This is a genomic window from Exiguobacterium sp. N5 (assembly GCF_025842465.1).
GTDB lineage: Bacteria > Bacillota > Bacilli > Exiguobacteriales > Exiguobacteriaceae > Exiguobacterium > Exiguobacterium profundum.
Map to the genome: position 1 here is coordinate 426,246 of NZ_JAPAEP010000001.1, position 20,753 is coordinate 446,998.

Genomic DNA, 20,753 nt, shown 5'->3' on the forward strand with positions numbered 1-20,753 from the left:
TCATGGTAAAATAACGGAAGTGATTCGAAAAGGAGAGGCATATGGCGTATTCAAGAAGCAAAGAGAAGACATGGAACGCACGATTTCGTGCAATTCCAAAACATCGTAAAGTCGCCTTCGGTCTCGTCTTGATAATCATCCCAGCGCTCTTTTTAGTGAATTTATTTGTGTTCAGCCATTTATTAGCGCTAGGAGACCAGTATGAAGACCGATATCAAATGAAGAAATTGCGACTCGAAACAGACCATGGGAATGTAGAATTCGTTCGTAGTCCAAATGAAAAGGTACAGATTGAAGTGATGCAGACTAATTCGAAAGAACGCCGCATCAAAGTCAAGTCAGTCGGGGATACCATCTACGTCGTCGAGCGATATGGATGGTTCAGCTATTTCGGAAGTCGAGCGAGCGATGAACCGTCGCGCTATAAAATTAAAGTCGCTTTGCCGAGCTCGATGACATCGGTTCATCTGGGAGCGGAGCAGGTGACAGGACAAGGATTAAATGCGAAGACGATTGTTATGGATGTGAATGCCGTCAATTTGAAACAGATTGATAGTGATCGTCTACGGATTGAATCGAAAAGCGATACGACCATCGAATCGGCACGACTTGTGAACGGTGACATTCGCTCTTATCGTCATGCGACCGTCAGCGATGTTGTCGTCAATCAAGCGATGACCATCCAAACGGAAGCTGGGACGCTTAGTTACGCGCCGAAACATGCGACAGGACAAGTGAACGTGACGACGACCGGAAAAGTCTCGAGTAGCGACCGTTACGAAGAAGTCGAACCGGGTGTGTATCAATTGTCGACATCGAATCGACCGGTGGTGGAACTGATTTCTGAGACAGGAAAGGTCGAACTCAAATGAATGGACAACGATACATCCCGAAAATCGGGTTACGTACGTTAAAAACTGGAATTGCCGTCGCCATCACCGTCGCCATCTCGTGGTATATCTTCGGGATTTATTCAGGGATGGGAGCCATCGCAGCAGTTGTGGCGATGCAACCGACCGTCAAGCGATCGTCTAAAATCGTATTCAGTCGCATATTCGGAACGGTCGTCGGTCTTATGTGCGGGCTCTTCATCGTCTATTTGTTCGGTGTCAATCCGCTCTCGATTGGATTAGCCGTCATCGTTTCGCTCACGCTTAACACGACGTTCGATAAAACCCACATGTCGACGTATGCGGCATTTGCCATCGTCATGATGCTCGAAAGTCCTACATCGGACTTCTTCCATTATGCGTGGACCCGTTCTCTATTAACGGCGGTTGGTGTATTCGTTTCACTCGGTGTCAATTACGCGTTCATGCCTCCTCGTTATGAGGACCGGTTATTGAACGAGGTACGTAAGACTTCTTCTTACTTGTTCCATCACTGGCGAGAGCTCGTCGGTTCCCCGGCAGAGCTGCTAGAAACGCGAGCCCGCATCCTTGGCCATCAGGAGCTTCATATGATGCTTCAAGAGGACATGAAAGTGACGAACGTCAAATTGAAATATATGACGATCAAACAATACCGTTTGTTGATTCACCTTGAAGACAAGCTGGTCTTGTTGCTAGAGAGCCTCGCCGAGCATCGAGAAGCTTTCCTGTTGATGAGCGAGGAAGAGCGTCAGGCATTTGAGTCAGAATTTTTATATTTACTAGCGCATCATCACGACATTCTCTATACATGTGACAAGCCCTATTCGCTCTTCAAACTTCCACATGAAGATTTATCCGTTTCAGAAATTTTACACGGGCATTTGCTCGACTATCATGAACAGCTCGAGGCGTTCAAGCATGATCCGAAAACGTGAACCCTCTACACGTAGAAGACCCGCCATGATGATGACGGGTCTAGCTTGTTGACAAATAGCATGTTCGAACTCGTCCTTCCGGCGCCCACGCTTTCCTCAGGCAATCCCGGAGCCGCATCGCGACCTAGGTCGCTGCTGGGTCTCCGTCGGATTGCTTTCCTGTAGGAGTCGGGGCGCCGTCGGGCGAGCAACGCAAACGGTCGTCATCTGGCGGCCGTTTGTCTTCTTCTAAGGGCCTCGACGGCCGAAGAAAAAGCTCGATACTTACTTCGAATCGATGTATCAGGGGGAAGAGAAGGTAGACGCCGAGCCCGCCCGTCATCGACCCCGAGATCATCCGCCTCGGGCTGCCGTTCAACATCCGTTCCGTTCGTCAGACCGCGAAGGATGGATCGTGTCGACTTGTTGATCATCAGATCCGTCCCCTGTGTGTTCTTCTCACACCATTATATGGGACGATGGACAAAAGGTGACCAAGAACGGGCAGGCGAGACTCCTGAGGGAATAGCAAGCAAAGGGAGACCCAGCAGTGACGCAGTCGCGATGCGGCTCCCTGCTTGCCCCTAGGAAAGCGAGCCGTGTCCGGATTGGGGCATGACACCTATACTTTGTCTATAGTCTGGACCCGCTATCACGATGGCGGGTCTTCATGTTTACGATTGTTTCAATGACTTCATCAATTGCTCATCCGGAGTCACGTAGACGGTCTGTTGATCTGTATAGATGACAAATCCCGGTTTCGCACCGCTCGGTTTTTTCACGAAACGGGCGCGTGTGTAATCGACAGGCACGCCACTTGATGCGCGTGCTTTCGAGAAGTAGGCGGCGACTGATGCGGCTTCTAGTAATGTCGTCTCGTCTGGTTCCGTCGAGCGGATAATCACGTGAGACCCAGGAATATCTTTGACATGAAGCCAAATCTCATCACGTCGTGCGAACTTGAACGTCAGATGGTCGTTTTGCGTATTGTTCTTCCCGACAAAGAATTCTGTTCCGGTCGAGGACGTGTACGCTTCAAGCGAAATTTTCGGATTCGCTTTTTTCTTTTGACGTTTTTGACGGATGTAGCCTTCTTCTGCAAGTTCCTCGCGAATCTCAAGAAGGTCGGACGGGGAAGCGACGTCGAGTTGGGCGATGAGCGTCTCTAAATATTCGATTTCTGCATCGTTCAACTCCATCTGTTTCTTCACTTCGACTTTGGCTACTTTTAGTTTGTTGTATTTCTTATAGTATTGCTGCGCATTCTCATTCGGTGTTTTGAGTGGGTCGAGCGGAATGGAGAGGATTGCACCGTTCTCGTCATAATAATCGACGACTTCGGCGACACGCATCCCTTTCTCGAGTTGGAATAGATACGTCGTCAACAGCTCGCCGTATTTTTGTAACTCATCCGCCCGCTCCGTCGCCTTCATGTCGTCTAAGAGACGACGCCGTTTTAATTGATTCTTTTCGAGTTCTGATTTAAGGAGACGTTCGACATCGTGCGCTTGTTGTCTCACACGGTCACGGTTCGCTTTTTCATAGTAGAAACGGTCGAGCACTTCTTTACTCGATTCATACGTTTCCTCGGTTTCGATGTCCCCGGCTGTCAATGCAATCGGAGCGAATCGTTCTTTACCATTCGCAAGTTGTTGGAAAACGTAGGGACCATCGAGTTGACGAAGGACGTTCTCAAATGCTTGCTGTAAGGAATCTCGATTCGGCGTTTTTGCGAGATGAACCACTTCCTGTGCGATTTGCGGACTGACACCGGCGAACGTGGAGACTATCTGTTTATCGAGCTTGCCGGCGTTCCAATCGATTCGTTTCAATCCTTCTGTCATCTCGGTCAATGGATCGAACTTATGTTGTTCCGGAGGAAGGAGATAGTCACTACCCGGCATGATGGTCCGATACGTGTTTTGAGAAGGAGGTAGATGCTTGATTGCATCTAATATTTTGCCTTCTTCCGTCGTCAAGACGACGTTCGAGTGGCGCCCCATCAATTCGATGTATACTTTCTTCGATTCTTCATCGCCGAGCTCGTTACGAGAGCGGACCGATATGACGATGACACGGTCCCTTCCGATTTGTTCGACCGCCGTGATGAATCCACCTTCCACATGTTTGCGGAGCATCATGCAAAACATCGGCGGTTCTTGTGGGTTTTTAATCGGTGTATCCGTCAACTGAAGACGGGCATACATCGCGTTTGCTGATATCAAGAGTTGCGCGTTCTGACGATTCGAGCGAATTTGAAGCATCAAATCGAGCGAATACGGTTGATGTACCTTGTTGATTCGCCCTCCGACGAGCGATTGTAATTCTTGTACGACACGATATGTCATTAATCCATCATAAGCCAATGATCTCATCACCTTTGTTCATTTTCTGTCTCTACGTTATCAGAAAAACAGAAAATATGGTACGATGGAGTAGGAAATCCGAACTTCTTCTTGCCGGGACAATTGATTGACTGCTATTATAATTAAATGTGATGTTAGAAGATGGAGGGCTTGCAGTGAATTTTAAAGAACGAGGATTATTAATCGTTTTGTCTGGACCGAGCGGTGTCGGAAAAGGGACCGTTTGCCGTGCTCTTCGCGAGGAAGAGGACAACAACCTTCAATATTCGGTGTCGGCGACGACCCGAAAACCACGTGAAGGGGAAGTTGAAGGAGTGCATTACTTCTTCAAATCGAGAGAAGAGTTCGAACGGATGATCGAACAAAAAGAATTGCTTGAACATGCCGAATTTGTCGGTAACTATTACGGGACGCCTGTAGAGTGGGTGCGTGAAACGCTCGAAAGCGGCCAAGATGTCATTCTTGAAATTGAGGTGCAAGGGGCGTTCCAAGTGAAGGAACTTCTCCCAGAAGCCGTCTTTTTATTCTTGGCACCACCAAGTCTTCAAGAACTTCGCAATCGTCTCATCGGACGAGGCACGGAGTCAGAAGAAGTCATTAAGCAACGCCTGCTCGTCGCGCGTGAAGAAATCGAGTTGATGGACGCCTACGATTATGTCGTCACGAACGACGAGGTCGACAAAGCCATCGATCGAATTAAAGCGATCGTGACAGCCGAGCATTGTAAACGTGAACGTGTTGCATCACTCTATAAAAAAGCCATGATGGAGGTCATTTAATGTTATACCCTTCGATTGATGCCTTACAACGTACTATCCCGTCAAAATACACGATCGTTACGGTCGCTGCAAAACGGGCGCGTCAGATTCAAGATGGAAAAGCACCGAAAGTCGCCGAGCCAAAATCATATAAGCCGGTCGGTCAAGCGTTAGAAGAACTATTTTCGGGTGATACGACAATCATCGTGAACGAAAAAAACAACGGATGAAGTGTGACCCAAGTCGTTTGCGACTTGGGTCTCATTGTCTATAAGGGGGAGTTTGGGAATGGTGAAGGATCGTACTATTTTGTTATGTGTGAGTGGTGGCATCGCCGCCTACAAGGCGTGTGCGCTCACATCGAAATTGGTTCAAGCCGGAGCGAATGTTCGCGTCGCGATGACGAAATCGGCGGAACAATTCGTAGGTCAGGCGACCTTCCAGGCGCTCAGTCGCAACCCGGTCTATACGGACGTTTTCGAAGAGCATGACCCGACAAAGATTGCTCATATCGACGTCGTCGACTCGAGCGATTTGATTGTCGTGGCCCCGGCGACGGCAAATACGATCGCAAAATTGGCGAACGGGATTGCGGATGACTTCATGACAACATCCATTTTGGCTGCGAAGTGCCCGGTCATCATCTCACCGGCGATGAATGTGAACATGCTCGAACATCCTGCCACACAGCGGAACATCGAGACGCTAAAATCATACGGCTATCAGTTGATTGAACCCGGTGTCGGCAACTTGGCTTGCGGATGGATTGGCGGGGGACGTCTGCCTGAACCGGAAGACTTAGTTCGCATCATCGAGAGCCAATTCGTCCCGAAACTATATCTTGGAAAAGATGTCTTGATCACGGCTGGCCCGACTGTCGAACGCATCGATCCCGTCCGTTACTTATCCAATGATTCGTCAGGGAAAATGGGCGTCGCACTCGCTGAGGTGGCTCGGGACATGGGTGCCCGTGTCACGCTCGTCCACGGGCCGCTCCAAGTTCCTGTCCCGGAAGGCGTGACAGCGGTTCCCGTCAAGTCAAGTGAGGAGATGCTGCGCGAAGTGACAAGCCGTTTTGAGAATTCAGACCTCGTCGTGAAATCAGCGGCAGTTGCGGATTATCGTCCAAAAACGATTCATTCGGAAAAACATAAAAAAGTCCACGGTCCACTTACGATTGAACTTGAAGAAACGACAGACATTTTAAAATCACTCGGTGAGAAGAAGACCCATCAAGTGTTGGTCGGATTTGCTGCTGAGACGGAACGACTCGAGGAGCACGCGGCAGCTAAGCTGAAGCGAAAAAACGTCGATTACCTTGTGGCGAACGATGTGTCTGGCAGTGAAGTCGGATTCGGGGCGGACGACAATGAAGTCGTCTTGTTCCAAGCTGACGGGACGTCACTTAGACTTCCGAAACAATCGAAGAAAGCGTTGGCGTTCGAGTTGCTCACACATTTTAAGGAAGCGGTCCAATGATTGCACATGTACATGTCGATGCACCGGTGATCACGATTGACCGTCCGTTTGATTATGAAGTACCTGAACAATTTGAAGCTTTGATTGAACCGGGCATGCGCGTCTCCGTCCCATTCGGCTCACGACGTCTCCTCGGAATCGTTGTTGGTACGTCAGATGGGACGAGGGAAGGATTGAAACCGTTAGAAGCGCTGTTAGATGAGGAATCTTCACTCACTGACGAACTGCTCGCTTTATCCATCCATGTGAAAGAGACGACACTTTGCTTTCGTTCATCCGCCCTGCTTGCGATGCTTCCGGCCGCGCTCAAGGTCAGTTATGACAAAGAAATCAAAGAAGGACAAGTCCCTGATGGGGTCCGTCTCGGAACGCATTTATCGGAGTATCCGAAAGAAGTTCAGTCAGTCATTCTCGGACTCGCTAAAAAAGGGGAGCTGACCTTAGCACCCGTCTTAAAAGAAAAGAAGACCGTTAAGACAGACGTCGTCGTCGAACTCCTCGATGCGACAGTCGTCTCGAAACGTGCGAAAAAACAACTAGAAGCGGTCCGCCAACTTGAGGAGACCCCACGCATGTATTGGTCGGCACTTCGCCAAATTGGGCTGACTCGCCCACAACTGCAGAAACTTGCGGAACTCGGAGCGGTTCGATTGACCGAGGTCGAGTTGAATCGTGACCCGTACGCGACAATCGAGCAAGTCGAGGAATCGGTTCAATTGAACGACAGTCAAGCCAACGCGGTTCGGGCCATTCATGAGGCTGACGCGGGTGAGACGTTACTCGTCCACGGTGTGACGGGAAGCGGGAAGACCGAAGTCTATTTAGAATCAATCGGACAAGTCATCGATGAAGGGAAACAAGCCATCTTACTCGTTCCCGAAATCAGTTTGACTCCGATGATGGTCAAACGCTTCAAACGTCGTTTCGGCGATCGGGTCGCCGTGCTGCATAGCGCTCTGTCTAAAGGTGAGAAGTACGACGAGTGGCGTAAGATTAAACGAAATGAAGTCGACGTCGTCGTTGGTGCCCGTTCTGCAATCTTTGCCCCGCTCGACCGACTCGGTCTCATCATCTTAGATGAAGAGCACGAGACGACGTACAAGCAAGAGGAAAATCCTCGTTATCATGCGCGCGATGTTGCCATCTGGCGGTCCCGCTATCATGGGTGTCCCGTCGTGTTGGGGAGTGCGACACCCTCCCTCGAGTCCTACGCCCGAGCGCAAAAGGGTGTGTATCGCTACTTACACTTGAAAGAACGGTACGGTGGAGAGATGCCACCGGTCCACATTATCGATATGCGCCGTGAATTGGCGAAAGGCAATACGACGATGTTCTCGGAAGAATTGTTCCAAGGGATTCTCGACCGGATCGAGAAAAAAGAGCAGTGCGTCATTTTATTGAACCGTCGTGGATTCACGACGTTCGTCATGTGCCGGGACTGCGGGGAAGGCATGACATGTCCGCATTGTGCCGTCAATTTGACATATCATCAATATGGAGATCGGTTGAAGTGTCACTACTGCGGTTATGAGGTCAGTATGCCGTCGACGTGTCCATCCTGCAATAGTAAGAAAATCAAACAGTTCGGGTCGGGCACACAAAAAATCGAGACGGAACTGTTGAACCGGATTCCAGAAGCGCGCATCATCCGAATGGACCAGGATACGACGTCTCGAAAAGGTTCACATGAGCAGTTGTTGCGTCGTTTCGAAGAAGGGGAGGCCGACATCTTACTTGGCACGCAGATGATTGCCAAGGGGCTCGACTTCCCAAACGTCACCCTCGTTGGGGTACTCGCGGCGGATGCGACACTCGGGATGCCTGACTTTCGGGCGACCGAACGCACCTTCCAACTTGTCACGCAAGTGGCAGGAAGAGCCGGGCGCGGAAAACTTCCGGGTGAGGCGTTCGTCCAAACGTATAACCCGGACCATTATGTGATCGAGACTGCGAGTGAACATGATTATGAGACATTTTTCGCCAAAGAGATGGGACTCAGACAAGTCGGAAATCATCCTCCTTACTGGTTTTTAACGCTCGTCACGTTTTCGGCGGAAAATCCCCTTGTCGCCAAGGCCGAGGCAGAATTGTTCGCATCAGACTTTTTACAAGCGCACGTGGAGAATAGTCGCTTGAATGGACCGATGCCGGCACCGTTATCGAAATTGAAGAACGCCTATCGTTATCAAGTATTCATTAAAACAAAACAACCCGAAGCACTCTATGTGGAGCTGGCACGATTACAGCAAGCGAGAGCCAAAGCAATCAGCAAGAAAGAATATCAAATGAGTATCGATGTGAACCCATACGTATTCATGTGAGGTGGAGAGACATGTATAAAGTAGTAGAAGTACCTAATGACATTTTGCGCGTAACGTGCGAACCGGTGACAAAGTTTGATAAAAAATTGCGTCAGACTGTCGACCGATTGTTTGATACGATGTATGAGTATGACGGAGTTGGTGTCGCGGCACCGCAAGTCAATTTGAACCAGCGGCTCGCGGTCGTCCATACCGATGATGAGACGGGACCGCTCGTCTTGATCAACCCGGAAATCATTGAAACATCCGGTCGAGAAGTTGGACTAGAGGGATGTTTGAGCATCCCAGGCGAATTCGGATTCGTGGAACGACACGAGTCGATCGTCGTCAAGAATCAAGATTTGAAAGGGCGGACACATACGATTCAAGCGAGCGGCTTTTTCGCTCGTGCGATTCAACATGAGATGGATCATTTGGATGGCGTCTTGTTCACAGACAAGCTCGCCGTCCCGAACCCTGGAAAAGACAAACGCATCGTCTTCATGGGGACGCCGACGTTCGCCGTATCGGTACTTGAGCGACTGCTTGAAGAAGGATACAATGTCGTAGGTGTCGTATCGCAACCGGATAAACCGGTCGGGCGAAAACGTGAACTTAAGCCGACTCCAGTAAAAGAGTGTGCGCTTCGTCACGGTATTCCCGTGTTGCAGCCTGAAAAAGTGCGCACAGACTATGCAGAAATTTTAGAGCTGAAGCCTGATTTGATTGTGACGGCGGCGTACGGACAAATCGTGCCGACCGCCTTACTAGAAGCCCCGCCTCACGGAGCCATCAACGTACATGCCTCCCTCCTTCCGAAATATCGCGGAGGTGCCCCGATCCATCAAGCCATTCTTGATGGGGAGTCGGAGACAGGTGTGACGATCATGTACATGGTCGACAAGTTAGATGCAGGGGACATGATTGCCAATACCATCGTACCTATCGAAGAGACGGATACAGTCGGGTCTTTATTTGATAAACTGGCTGTAGCAGGAAGCGATCTTCTGATCCGTACGCTTCCGGCCTTCTTGGAAGGGTGGATTGAGGCGGTGCCTCAAGACGAGCGAGACGTGACGTTTGCTCCGAACATCAGCCGTGAGCGTGAACAGATTGATTGGACGAAGCATGGCGAGTCCATCTACAACCATATTCGAGGAATGAATCCATTCCCGACGGCCTATTCAACGCTTGAAGGCGAACGAGTGAAATTGTTCATGGGAGAAAAAACGACAGGAACGGGACAGTCGGGAGAAGTCATTCGTCTGGAAGAAGACGGATTTGTCGTGGCGACAGGGAACGACGTCGCCATCAAAGTGACCGATTTGCAACCCGCAGGTAAGAAACGGATGGATGGTGCAACCTTCATGCGTGGCGCCGGACAAAAGCTACGGATTGGCGACCGATTAGGAGGAACTCATGAACGTACGTGAAGCAGCGCTTGATACGCTGATGAAAATTGAACAAGGCGGCGCGTATTCGACGATTGCCGTCAATGATACATTGAAACAAAAAAAAGTTGCCCCAAAAGATGTCGGTCTCTATACCGAACTCGTATATGGGACGCTCAGTCGCAAAGGGACGCTCGATTATATTTTGAAAGACCGCATCCGTTCGCCGAAGAAGCTAGACAAGTTTGTCCTCCCGCTTCTTCGGATGAGCGTTTATCAACTCTTCTATCTTGATAAAGTACCCGACCGGGCCGTCCTACACGAGGCGGTCGAAATCGCGAAAAAACGAGGTCATCACCTCGGAACGAGCAAATTCGTAAACGGGGTGTTACGAAATGTGCTTCGGGAAGGGTTTCCGGACTTTAGTGGCTTGACCGATGCAGAACGAATCGCCATCGAGCACAGTCATCCGGAATGGCTCGTATCAGATTGGATTGAGTTATATGGTGTGGAAACGGCAGAAGCGATTTGCCGATTAAACAATGAACCTGCTCCTGTTACGATTCGGGTCAACCGAAAGCGTATTTCAGTGGATGAGATGATGAACCGGTTGGCTGACGCTGGCGTCATGACGTCACGTTCTGAACTATCTGCTGATGGACTTGTCGTAGAGTCTGGCAATGTCCATGCGACCCCGTTTATCGAGGAAGGTCTTCTATCGATTCAAGATGAGAGCTCCATGATTGTCGCGGATGCACTCAACGTGTCGAAAGACGATGTCATCCTAGACGCATGTGCCGCGCCAGGCGGCAAGGCGATGCATACGGCAGAGCGAATGCAAGGTGGATCGCTCACCGCGCTTGACCTTCATCCGCATAAAGCAAAATTGATTGATCAACAAGCCAAACGTCTACACATCAATGGAGTGACCGCACTTGCCCTTGATGCTCGTTTAGCAGGTGAACGGTTTGAAGAAGAAAGCTTTGACCGGATTCTTTTAGATGTCCCTTGTTCGGGCCTTGGCGTCATTCGTCGAAAGCCGGATATTAAATGGACGAAGGACAAAGCTCAACTCGAAAACTTACCAAAGATACAAAGACAAATCATTGATGCCGTATTGCCACTGCTCAAACCAGGTGGTACGCTAGTTTACTCGACATGTACAATCGACCCGTCTGAAAATGAGACGCAGGCTGACTATATTCTGTCGAAAGGGTTGATGTGGGACGAAACGCTCAAAGGTCGTCTCCCACAATCTGTTCGTCCGATGATGGAATCGGACCGTGCTGAACTAAATTTATTACCGACGACATTCGGGACCGACGGCTTCTATATCGCCGCATTTAAGAAAGAGGTATAAAACATGAATCCAAAAGCAGTAGAAAAGAATCCACTCGTAGGCGCAAAACCGTCACTCTATTCGTTGACGTTTCCAGAACTTGAGGCATGGGTGACCGAGGCAGGAGAAAAGGCATTCCGTGCGAAACAATTATATGATTGGATGTACGTCAAACGGGTCACGACTTTTGATGATATGACCAACGTTCCGAAAGCGCTTCGCGACAAATTAGAGGCATCGTTCCAATTGACGACGTTAAAAGAATTGGTCAAGCAGGAATCCCAAGACGGCACAATCAAGTTCTTGTTTGAACTTCAGGACGGGTACTCAATTGAAACGGTACTCATGCGTCACGAATACGGAAACTCGATTTGTGTCACGACACAAGTCGGTTGCCGGATCGGATGTACGTTCTGTGCCTCGACACTCGGCGGCTTGAAACGAAACTTAGAAGCCGGGGAAATCACAGCTCAAGTGCTCGACGTACAACGTGCATTAGACGCGACAGGAGAGCGCGTCGACTCTATCGTCGTCATGGGAATCGGCGAACCGTTCGATAACTACGATGAGTTAATGCGTTTCTTACGTACTGTCAATCATGACAATGGACTCAACATCGGAGCACGACACATCACGGTATCGACGAGTGGGATTGTTCCGAAGATTTACAAGTTTGCCGATGAAGGTATGCGAATCAACTTCGCCATTTCACTTCACGCACCGACGACGGAATTGCGTACCAAGCTCATGCCGATCAACCGTGCCTTTGACTTGGACAAGTTGATGGATGCGGTCCGTTATTACACAGAGAAGAGCGGACGTCGCATCACGTTTGAATATGGACTCTTTGGTGGTGTCAACGATACGGAAGAATATGCCCATCTCTTGGCAGACCTGTTAAAAGGAATCAAATGTCACGTCAACTTGATTCCCGTCAACCATGTACTCGAACGTGACTATGTACGGACACCGCGAGCTCAAATCTTTGCCTTCGAAAAAGTGCTCAAAGACCGCAATGTGAACGTGACAATCCGTCGCGAGCAAGGGTCGGACATCGATGCCGCTTGTGGACAGCTTCGAGCGAAGGAGCGCGAACAAGAAACGAGGTAATCAGAAAGATGGAATTAGCATTTCGAACAGATCGTGGACAAGTACGCACACAAAATGAAGATGCAGTTTTAATCTTAGGTGATGCCATAACCGGGATTGCCCTGGTTGCAGACGGAATGGGTGGGCATGCAGCGGGAGAGGTTGCGAGTCAAATCGTGATTGAAGAGTTTAGACGGGCGTTCCCGTCTCTCCCGACAACCCCTGTCGAAATCGAACGATGGTTCCGCCACCACATCGATTTGGCGAACGATCAAGTGTTGCAATTTGCGAAGCAGTCCAATCTTGTCATGATGGGAACGACTGTGGCAGCTGTTTGTTGGAATGAAGAGACGGTGGTCATCGTCCATATCGGAGATAGTCGCGTCTATGCGCTCCAGGCGAATGAGTTAAGACGTCTTACGGAGGACCATTCTTACGTCAATGTGCTCAAACAACTCGGTGAATTGACGGAAGAAGAGATGCGGGTTCATCCGAAACGAAATGTCATCACCCGGGCAATCGGTTCAAGCGAACAAGTCGAACCTGACGTGCAAGTGCTCGCTGACCCTGAGTTTGATGTGATTTTAATTTGTACGGATGGATTGACGACACACATGACCGATGTGGCGATTCAACACGTATTACAACAAACGGCATCCGCCGAACAAAAAGCGGAGCAACTCATTGCAGAAGCCAATCAATTGGGAGGGAGCGACAATATCACGGTCGCCCTCGTTCAATTCACAGATAGAAAGAGAGGATGAATCCGATGCGAAGCGGAGAACGAATCAACGATCGTTATCGGATCGAACAACAAATCGGCAGCGGAGGCATGGCAAATGTCTACCGGGCTCATGACGAGATCTTAAACCGAACCGTCGCCATCAAGGTGTTGCGATCTGAATTCTCACATAACGAACAATTTATACGTCGGTTCGAGCGAGAAGCCCATGCGGCTACGAGTCTGAACCATCCAAACATCGTGGCGATCTATGACGTCGGCGATGAAGAAGATTTGTACTATATCGTCATGGAACACGTCGATGGGGTGACGTTAAAACAATACTTGCAAGAGGAATACATATCTGTCGATGAAGCGCTACGCATCATGGGACAGATTTGTGATGCGATTGACCATGCCCATGCGAATCGAATCATTCACCGTGATATCAAGCCGCAGAACATGATGATTGATCAGCACGGTAACGTGAAGGTGACTGATTTTGGGATTGCCGTGGCGATGTCGAATGCGACGTTGACGCATACGATGTCTGTGCTGGGCTCGGTCCATTATTTCTCACCTGAGCAAGCACGCGGTAAATTTGCTGATGAAAAGTCAGATATTTATTCGCTCGGTGCCGTACTGTACGAATTGTTGACAGGTCGTGTCCCGTTCATTGGCGAGACACCGGTCGCCGTTGCGCTTCAACATTTGCAAGATGACCCGATTCGACCGATGGACTTGAATCCGAATATTCCACAGGCACTCGAAAACTGCGTCATGCAAGCATTGTCGAAGTCACCAGGTGCCCGTCATGTTTCGGTCGCAGCCTTTAAGAAAGACTGCATGACGGCATTAAGCCGTGAACGCGCCAATGAGCCGAGACGTGTTCCGGCCAGTCAGGATGAGTTCGATCAAACGCTCGTCATGACACCGGTCATACCTGAAGAAAAACCAGAGACGCCAGTAACACCGACTTCGGTCACAGCGTCTAGCGAGCAAGAACCTGAAGCGGTGACTCCAGTCAAAAAGAAGAAACGCAAATGGTGGATTTGGATTTTACTCGTGTTGATCCTGATTGGAGGGAGCATTGCGGCATACGTGGTCGCCGATGAAATGTCACGAGCCGTCGTTCCGGATGTCGTTGGAATGAGTATCGGAGATGCCACGTCTGAACTTGAGAATGCCGATTTCGTCGTCGAAGTGACGGAGCGGGCGAGCGATGACGTCGAAGAAGGCGAGGTCATTTCGCAAAACCCACAAGAAGGGCGTAAACCAAAACGAGGCACGACGGTGACCATCGTCGTTTCAGCCGGGAAAGAAACCGTCGAAATGCCGAATGTGGAGGGATTGTCCCAAACAGCAGCTGAACGCATGTTAAAAGATCTGGCGTTCAGTGACCTTGAAATCAAAACAGAAGCTTCGGAAACAGTCGCTAGCGGAGATGTGATTTCGCAATCGCTCGACCCAGGCGAGGAGGTCGTTCCTTCAGAAGTGACGGTGACGCTCGTCGTGTCGACAGGAAGCAACAAAGTCGAACTGTCGAATCTCGCGGGATATACGTTTGACGAGGCATCGACTTATGCCGATCAAAACAAGTTAAAAATCGTGAGACGGGATGAGTTTTCGACAAGTGTTCCTAAAGGTCAAATCATCCGTCAACTTCCAACGGCGGGTACGGCAGTCGATCCGGGAACGGAACTTACGGTCATCGTATCGGAAGGGGTTGAACCGACGGACGTCTCCATCGAACGTGAAGTGAGCGTCGAAGTCGAGCAACCGGAAAAAGACAAGAAACCGAAAGCCGTGGAGGTCGTGATTCGTACGGTCGATGCGCGTGGTGAAATTGAAGTGTTACGGGATAAAATCACAGAGACGACAACATACTCGTATACGCTCGTCATTGCTCCGGACGAAGTCGGGACCGCAACGATTGAAGTCGATGGTGAGATCGTCCGAACGGATTCAGTCACATATGCACAGGCCAAAGAGGCACAATAAAGAGGTGACGGTGTCGTCACCTCTTTTTTAAGGGAGGTAGTCATATTGAAAGGAACGATTATTCGTTTACAAGGCGGGTTTTATGATGTGATGACCGAGTCGAATCAAGAGATTCGGTGTCGGGCGAGAGGGAATTTTCGGAAACGAAACATCTCACCCGTCGTCGGCGATGACGTTGTCATTCAAGATCAAGAAGATGGGACAGGCTATATTTTAGAGGTGGAGGAACGTCAAAACCATCTCGTCCGCCCACCAATCGCCAACATCGATCAGGCATTTCTACTTTTTTCTGTGAAAGAACCGGCGTTTTCTTATCATTTGCTTGACCGATTCCTCGTATTGATCGAATCCAAACAGATTCATCCAATCATCGTGTTAACGAAGATGGACCTACTCAGTGAAGAAGAGACCGGACCGATTCAAGAAGCGGTCGCCCGCTATCGTGCCATCGGATATGACGTGATTGAAACGTCGACGGAGCTTTCGGATGGGGTCGATCAAGTACGGGGACTCTTCAAAGAGAAGACGAGCGTGTTTGCCGGTCAAACAGGTGTCGGGAAGAGTTCGCTTTTAAACGCAGTCGCGCCTGAACTCGAATTGGCCACAGGGAAAATTTCCAAATCACTCGGTCGTGGGAAACATACGACGCGTCACGTCACGCTCATTCAATTGGCCGACGGGCTTGTGGCGGATACGCCAGGATTTTCTAGTCTCGAGTTTCCTCAAGAACTCGAGGCGGATGAACTAAGATGGTGCTTCCCAGAATTTGTGGAACGTCACGACGATTGCAAGTTCCGAGGATGCGTCCATATCAATGAACCGGGCTGTGCCATTAAACAAGCCGTAGAAGATGGCAAAATTGCTTCAACTCGTTATGAGAATTATGTTACCTTTATGGAGGAGTTAAACGATCGTAAACGGAGGTATTGACAGATGATTAAAATCGCACCATCAATTTTAGCAGCCGACTTTGCCAATTTGGAGGCTGAAGTGAAAGCCGTTCAAGATGCGGGGGCGGATTATATCCATTTTGACGTGATGGATGGGCAGTTCGTGCCGAACATCTCGATTGGGCTACCAGTCCTCGCAAGCTTGCGCAAAAAATCAGACATGGTTCTCGATGTGCATTTGATGATTGATCAACCGGAACGCTATGTCGAAGATTTCGTCAAGGCGGGGGCAGACATTGTGACTGTTCACGTGGAAGCAACGAACCATTTACATCGAGTCTTGCAGCAAATCAAAGCGGCAGGGGCGAAATGTGGGGTCGTCTTGAACCCGCACACACCGCTCTCTACGATTGAACATATCCTTCAAGATGTCGATATGGTATTGCTCATGACCGTCAATCCAGGGTTTGGTGGACAAGCGTTCATTGAATCCGTCGTACCGAAAATCTCGGCGCTCAGTCAGCTTCGCAAAGACCGTCAGCTCGATTTTGAAATTGAGATTGATGGTGGTGTCAACGAAGAGACGGCGAAACGTTGCATTGATGCAGGGGCAGATGTCCTAGTTGCCGGTTCAGCCATTTACAATCAACCGGATTATAAAGCAGCCATCGATAGCATTCGTGGCGCATCTCGTGTATAATCGACGATAGAACAACAAGATAGAGTCGCAAGGGGTGTCACATGATGTGGCTGAGAGGCATACGCTAACCCTTTGAACCTGTTCCGTTCACACGGACGTAGGGATGTGGCGAAAATGCACGTTGCGAATCCAAGCAGCATGGCGTTTACGTCATGCTGCTTTTTGTCGTTCACACAATAAAGGAGGAAGAAAGATGAAATCACGTTTTAAATTACAAGCACTCATCGAAATTTCATTGTTCGCAGCGCTTGGGCTAGTTTTTGATTTACTCATCCCATATCGTTTGCCACAAGGGGGATCAATCAGTCTGGCGATGCTCCCGATCTTTGTGATGGCGTTTCGTCACGGATTGAAAGGGGGACTTGCGACTGGTGCGCTCGTCGGGACGCTTCAACTCTTGTTCGGAGCCTATATCTTTACGCCAGTTCAGTTCTTGCTCGATTATACGGTTGCGTACGGACTTGTCGGCGTGGCCGGCGTCTTTGCCGGACGTGTGAAACAGGCCGCTGGTCAAGGCGCGACGAAGACGCTCGCTACCTATTTGGTGCTCGGCGCATTGATCGGGTCGGCGTTGCGTTATGCGGCTCACGTCATCTCAGGGATTGTCTTTTTCGCTGAGTATGCGGAGGGTCCGGTCGTGGCTTATTCACTTGGCTATAACGCAACTTATATGGTTCCGTCGTTTGTCATCTCAGCCATCGTATTAGTCTTACTCTTCACGACAGCTCCGCGATTCACGCGTGTCGCGACACGGGACATTCGTCAATGAACATCTTGATCGTCGCGGCGAGTCCGGAACCTATTCCGGACTTACCGCGTGATGCCGATTTTGTCATCGGTGTCGATGGCGGATATCAGAGATTATTAGATGAAGGGATTGATGTCGACGTCGTGGTCGGGGACTTTGATTCGTTTGTCGGAACACCTCCTGAGGAAGCGCTACGTTATCCATCTGAAAAGGATGTGACCGACCTCGAGATTGCGCTTCAGTTGGCAATCGATCAAGGGGCGACCCAGATGCACGTGTACGGGGCACTCGGTGGTCGAGTTGATATGACGTTCGCGAACGTCGGTCTACTCGAATCGTATCCGGGGATGGTTCTTCATGGGACGGGTCAAACGATTTTTCTCGCTCGGCCAGGAAGTTATGAGATTAAAAAACTAGATGAACATTACTTGTCTTTCATGCCTTGGAAAACCGCTACGATTTCAATTGATGGGGTCAAATATCCACTCGAGCGTCATCCGGTCCATAGCGCGCAAGCGTTGACCATTTCAAATGAATGGAGCGAAGAGCTTGCCTTGTTGACGGTTCATGAAGGAATGGCCCTCGTTATGCTCGTCAAAAAATAAGCAAAAAAAAATCCCATCGGCGAATGCCGCTGGGATTTATTCGTTCGTGTATAAGTATTATACGCGTTCAACGAGACCTGATTTAAGTGCGCGAGCTGAAACCCAAACGCGTTTCGGTTTACCGTCAACGAGAATACGAACTTTTTGTACGTTTACACCCCAAGTACGTTTTGTCTTGTTGAGTGCGTGCGAACGGTTGTTACCTGATTTAGGTGATTTACCTGTTACGTAGCATTTACGTGCCATGCGTTTCCCCTCCTTTTTTATGTGGGTTCGTCCTAATAGACACTCGTTTATATTAGCACGGCTTTTTTCCCGATGCAACTAGAAAATCATACCATGACAAGAAAAAAACTTGACATTACTCTCAAGGATTTGAATAATGAATGAGGTTATCGCGTTAATTGACCGAGATTCTGGAGCAGGTTCTTTTAATAACTAGGTACTTATTGTAGAATGTACATTAGGAATCATTCCGAATAAAGGAGGCTACTCCATATGGCAATTGAAATGAAGACAACATATGGCAATATTGACATCACAAGTGACGTCATCGCGACACTCGCAGGTGGTGCGGCGATGGAATGCTTCGGTGTGGTCGGCATGGCTTCACAGGCACAATTGAAAGACGGCATTGCTGAATTGTTAAAACGTGAAAATTACGCGCGTGGTGTCGTCGTACGTCAAGAGGATGAGGACGTACATATCGACATGCACATCATTGTAAGCTATGGGACGAAAGTATCTGAAGTCGCATACAACGTGCAAAGCCGAGTGAAATATACGCTCGGAGAAACTTTAGGATTAAACGTTTCGTCGGTAAATATATTCGTTCAAGGCGTTCGTCTGACGAATGACTGACGAAAACGGAGGAGGATTTGGTGTGGGTTTAAATCGTTTAGATGGCGTGGCGCTCTCAAACATGATCGCAAACGGAGCGGCCAACTTGAGCCAAAACGCAGATTATGTAGATTCGCTTAACGTCTTCCCGGTTCCAGACGGAGACACGGGAACGAACATGAACTTGACGATGACGTCAGGTGCGAAAGAAGTAGCAGCCATGAACTCATCTGATATCGCAGAGGTATCATCAAAGTTCGCTCGTGGACTCCTGATGGGAGCACGTGGAAACTCAGGCGTTATTTTAAGCCAATTGTTCCGCGGCTTCGGGAAAGCCGTTGAAGGTAAGACGGAACTCACGACAGTTGATTTTGCAGAAGCGCTCAAACGCGGTGTCGACACGGCATACAAGGCGGTTATGAAACCGGTTGAAGGAACGATTTTAACGGTTGCTCGTGAAGCGGCTGATGAAGCGCTCCTTGCGTCTGAGTCGACAAGTGATTTCACAGAGTTCATGAAACGTGTCATCGTCGAAGCAAAAGCTTCGTTAGACCGTACACCGGACTTGTTACCGGTGTTAAAAGAAGTCGGGGTCGTCGACTCAGGTGGTCAAGGACTTCTCGTCATTTACGAAGGATTCCTTGCGAGTCTTGAAGGAAAAGAACTCGAAAAACCACATACTCCGGTGATGGATGCATTGATTGAAGCAGAACACCATGCGCATGCGGCGCAAGGATTCATGTCGACAGAGGACATCGAATTCGGTTACTGTACGGAAATCATGGTCCGTTTCCAAGAGGACAAGTTGAAAGATGCACCGTTCAACGAAGATGCATTCCGAAACGAGTTGTCTGAACTCGGGGACTCTCTTCTTGTCGTCGCGGACGAGGAGCTCTTGAAAGTCCACGTTCACGTCGAGACGCCAGGTGAGGTCATCACGAAAGGTCAGCGCTTCGGTGAACTCGTCGCAGTCAAAATTGAGAACATGCGTCAACAACACTCGACGATTCTTGAAGAAGAACATGGCGCCAACCAACACGGTGTTCAACAAGCGGTGAAGCCGAAAGCACCATTTGCCATCGTAACGGTCGCAATGGGTGAAGGCGTCAGCGAATTGTTTCGTTCACTCGGGGCGGCCCACGTCATCGAAGGTGGTCAGACGATGAACCCGTCGACGGAAGATATCGTCAAGGCGATTGAATCGGCACATGCGGAACACGTCTTCATCTTCCCGAACAACTCCAACATCATCATGGCGGCTGAACAAGCGGCGTCTGTCGCACCGTGCGGCGTGTCGGTCATTCCGACGAAGACCGTCCCACAAGGTCTTGCGGCAGCCATCGCATTCAATCCTGAAGCGGATGTCGAGATGAATGAACAAGCGATGAAAGCGGCAGCGGCGACAGTGAAGTCCGGTCAAGTGACGTACGCTGTTCGTGATACGAGCATCGATGGCGTTGAAATCAAAAAAGATGAGCACATGGCGATTGCTGAGAAGAAAATCGTTTCTTCGTCTCCATCGAGCTTAGAAGCGGCTAAACGATTAGTCGATGCGCTCATCGAAGCAGACGACGAAATCGTCACGATCTTAACAGGAGAAGGCTCTTCTGCATCGGACGTAGAAGCGTTGACGTCATATATCGAATCGGTGAACGACGAGATTGAAATTGAAGTTCACGACGGTAAACAACCGCTTTACTCTTATATTTTTAGTGTGGAATAAGCTGTTTCGAATCCCTA

At 49.5% G+C, this 20,753-nt stretch carries 20 protein-coding genes and 1 riboswitch; of the genes, 17 read left to right on the plus strand and 3 right to left on the minus strand.

Going from position 1 to position 20,753, the window contains the following annotated elements:
• Positions 1 to 41 precede the first annotated feature (41 nt).
• Both OKS35_RS02195 and OKS35_RS02200 read left to right on the plus strand, forming a co-directional pair.
• Positions 42 to 872 (plus strand): hypothetical protein, encoded by an 831-nt coding sequence (locus OKS35_RS02195; RefSeq protein WP_074037301.1) that lies wholly within the window; start codon positions 42 to 44, stop codon positions 870 to 872.
• Complete coding sequence (locus tag OKS35_RS02200) at positions 869 to 1,807, plus strand: FUSC family protein (RefSeq protein ID WP_196430519.1); 939 nt, start codon at positions 869 to 871, stop codon at positions 1,805 to 1,807. Before OKS35_RS02195 ends, OKS35_RS02200 begins: the two co-directional genes overlap by 4 nt.
• Before the next feature lie 203 nt (positions 1,808 to 2,010).
• Here OKS35_RS02200 and OKS35_RS02205 read toward each other — a convergent pair whose 3' ends face one another.
• Both OKS35_RS02205 and OKS35_RS02210 read right to left on the minus strand, forming a co-directional pair.
• Positions 2,011 to 2,220: a hypothetical protein gene (locus tag OKS35_RS02205; protein WP_264092389.1), complete on the minus strand. Its 210-nt coding sequence runs from the start codon at positions 2,218 to 2,220 to the stop codon at positions 2,011 to 2,013.
• Between the two features lie 240 nt (positions 2,221 to 2,460).
• Positions 2,461 to 4,152, minus strand: a complete 1,692-nt coding sequence (locus OKS35_RS02210; protein ID WP_264092390.1) for an NFACT family protein — start codon at positions 4,150 to 4,152, stop codon at positions 2,461 to 2,463.
• A gap of 131 nt (positions 4,153 to 4,283) precedes the next feature.
• Between OKS35_RS02210 and gmk the strand changes: the two genes are divergently transcribed.
• From gmk to OKS35_RS02275, 13 genes are all read left to right on the plus strand, one after another.
• Positions 4,284 to 4,931 carry a guanylate kinase gene (gene gmk / locus OKS35_RS02215; protein ID WP_031421596.1) on the plus strand — a complete coding sequence of 216 codons (648 nt, stop codon included), beginning with the start codon at positions 4,284 to 4,286 and terminating at the stop codon, positions 4,929 to 4,931.
• On the plus strand, positions 4,931 to 5,140 hold the full coding sequence (gene rpoZ, locus OKS35_RS02220; RefSeq protein WP_015881337.1) for a DNA-directed RNA polymerase subunit omega: 210 nt from the start codon (positions 4,931 to 4,933) through the stop codon (positions 5,138 to 5,140). The genes gmk and rpoZ overlap by 1 nt, the downstream gene beginning before the upstream one ends.
• Positions 5,141 to 5,198: 58 nt before the next feature.
• Positions 5,199 to 6,389 carry a bifunctional phosphopantothenoylcysteine decarboxylase/phosphopantothenate--cysteine ligase CoaBC gene (coaBC, locus tag OKS35_RS02225; RefSeq protein ID WP_264092391.1) on the plus strand — a complete coding sequence of 397 codons (1,191 nt, stop codon included), beginning with the start codon at positions 5,199 to 5,201 and terminating at the stop codon, positions 6,387 to 6,389.
• A complete protein-coding gene (priA, locus tag OKS35_RS02230; RefSeq protein WP_264092392.1) occupies positions 6,386 to 8,710 on the plus strand; it encodes a primosomal protein N' in 2,325 nt (774 codons plus the stop codon). The genes coaBC and priA overlap by 4 nt, the downstream gene beginning before the upstream one ends.
• Before the next feature lie 11 nt (positions 8,711 to 8,721).
• On the plus strand, positions 8,722 to 10,122 hold the full coding sequence (gene fmt / locus OKS35_RS02235; protein WP_159562071.1) for a methionyl-tRNA formyltransferase: 1,401 nt from the start codon (positions 8,722 to 8,724) through the stop codon (positions 10,120 to 10,122).
• Positions 10,109 to 11,440 carry a 16S rRNA (cytosine(967)-C(5))-methyltransferase RsmB gene (gene rsmB, locus OKS35_RS02240; RefSeq protein ID WP_215244053.1) on the plus strand — a complete coding sequence of 444 codons (1,332 nt, stop codon included), beginning with the start codon at positions 10,109 to 10,111 and terminating at the stop codon, positions 11,438 to 11,440. Before fmt ends, rsmB begins: the two co-directional genes overlap by 14 nt.
• Positions 11,441 to 11,443: 3 nt before the next feature.
• A complete protein-coding gene (gene rlmN / locus OKS35_RS02245) occupies positions 11,444 to 12,529 on the plus strand; it encodes a 23S rRNA (adenine(2503)-C(2))-methyltransferase RlmN (RefSeq protein WP_264092393.1) in 1,086 nt (361 codons plus the stop codon).
• A gap of 8 nt (positions 12,530 to 12,537) precedes the next feature.
• Positions 12,538 to 13,272, plus strand: a complete 735-nt coding sequence (locus OKS35_RS02250) for a Stp1/IreP family PP2C-type Ser/Thr phosphatase (protein WP_074037291.1) — start codon at positions 12,538 to 12,540, stop codon at positions 13,270 to 13,272.
• Between the two features lie 5 nt (positions 13,273 to 13,277).
• On the plus strand, positions 13,278 to 15,230 hold the full coding sequence (gene pknB / locus OKS35_RS02255) for a Stk1 family PASTA domain-containing Ser/Thr kinase (RefSeq protein ID WP_264092394.1): 1,953 nt from the start codon (positions 13,278 to 13,280) through the stop codon (positions 15,228 to 15,230).
• 42 nt (positions 15,231 to 15,272) lie between these two features.
• Complete coding sequence (rsgA, locus tag OKS35_RS02260; protein ID WP_047795432.1) at positions 15,273 to 16,160, plus strand: ribosome small subunit-dependent GTPase A; 888 nt, start codon at positions 15,273 to 15,275, stop codon at positions 16,158 to 16,160.
• A 3-nt stretch (positions 16,161 to 16,163) separates the two neighbouring features.
• Positions 16,164 to 16,820 carry a ribulose-phosphate 3-epimerase gene (rpe, locus tag OKS35_RS02265; protein WP_015881346.1) on the plus strand — a complete coding sequence of 219 codons (657 nt, stop codon included), beginning with the start codon at positions 16,164 to 16,166 and terminating at the stop codon, positions 16,818 to 16,820.
• A gap of 20 nt (positions 16,821 to 16,840) precedes the next feature.
• A riboswitch (TPP riboswitch) is annotated at positions 16,841 to 16,941 on the plus strand.
• Between the two features lie 72 nt (positions 16,942 to 17,013).
• The gene (gene thiT / locus OKS35_RS02270; RefSeq protein WP_031421608.1) at positions 17,014 to 17,589 is read left to right on the plus strand and encodes an energy-coupled thiamine transporter ThiT; all 576 of its coding nucleotides are present in this window, start codon (positions 17,014 to 17,016) and stop codon (positions 17,587 to 17,589) included.
• Positions 17,586 to 18,173, plus strand: a complete 588-nt coding sequence (locus tag OKS35_RS02275) for a thiamine diphosphokinase (protein ID WP_196430526.1) — start codon at positions 17,586 to 17,588, stop codon at positions 18,171 to 18,173. The genes thiT and OKS35_RS02275 overlap by 4 nt, the downstream gene beginning before the upstream one ends.
• 57 nt (positions 18,174 to 18,230) lie before the next feature.
• On the opposite strand, the gene rpmB is transcribed toward OKS35_RS02275, so the two are convergent.
• Positions 18,231 to 18,419 carry a 50S ribosomal protein L28 gene (gene rpmB, locus OKS35_RS02280; RefSeq protein ID WP_015881349.1) on the minus strand — a complete coding sequence of 63 codons (189 nt, stop codon included), beginning with the start codon at positions 18,417 to 18,419 and terminating at the stop codon, positions 18,231 to 18,233.
• Between the two features lie 252 nt (positions 18,420 to 18,671).
• On the opposite strand from rpmB, the gene OKS35_RS02285 reads away from it, so the two are divergent.
• Positions 18,672 to 19,034 carry an Asp23/Gls24 family envelope stress response protein gene (locus tag OKS35_RS02285; protein WP_015881350.1) on the plus strand — a complete coding sequence of 121 codons (363 nt, stop codon included), beginning with the start codon at positions 18,672 to 18,674 and terminating at the stop codon, positions 19,032 to 19,034.
• Positions 19,035 to 19,056: 22 nt separating this feature from the next.
• A complete protein-coding gene (locus tag OKS35_RS02290; protein ID WP_264092397.1) occupies positions 19,057 to 20,736 on the plus strand; it encodes a DAK2 domain-containing protein in 1,680 nt (559 codons plus the stop codon).
• Positions 20,737 to 20,753 lie beyond the last annotated feature (17 nt).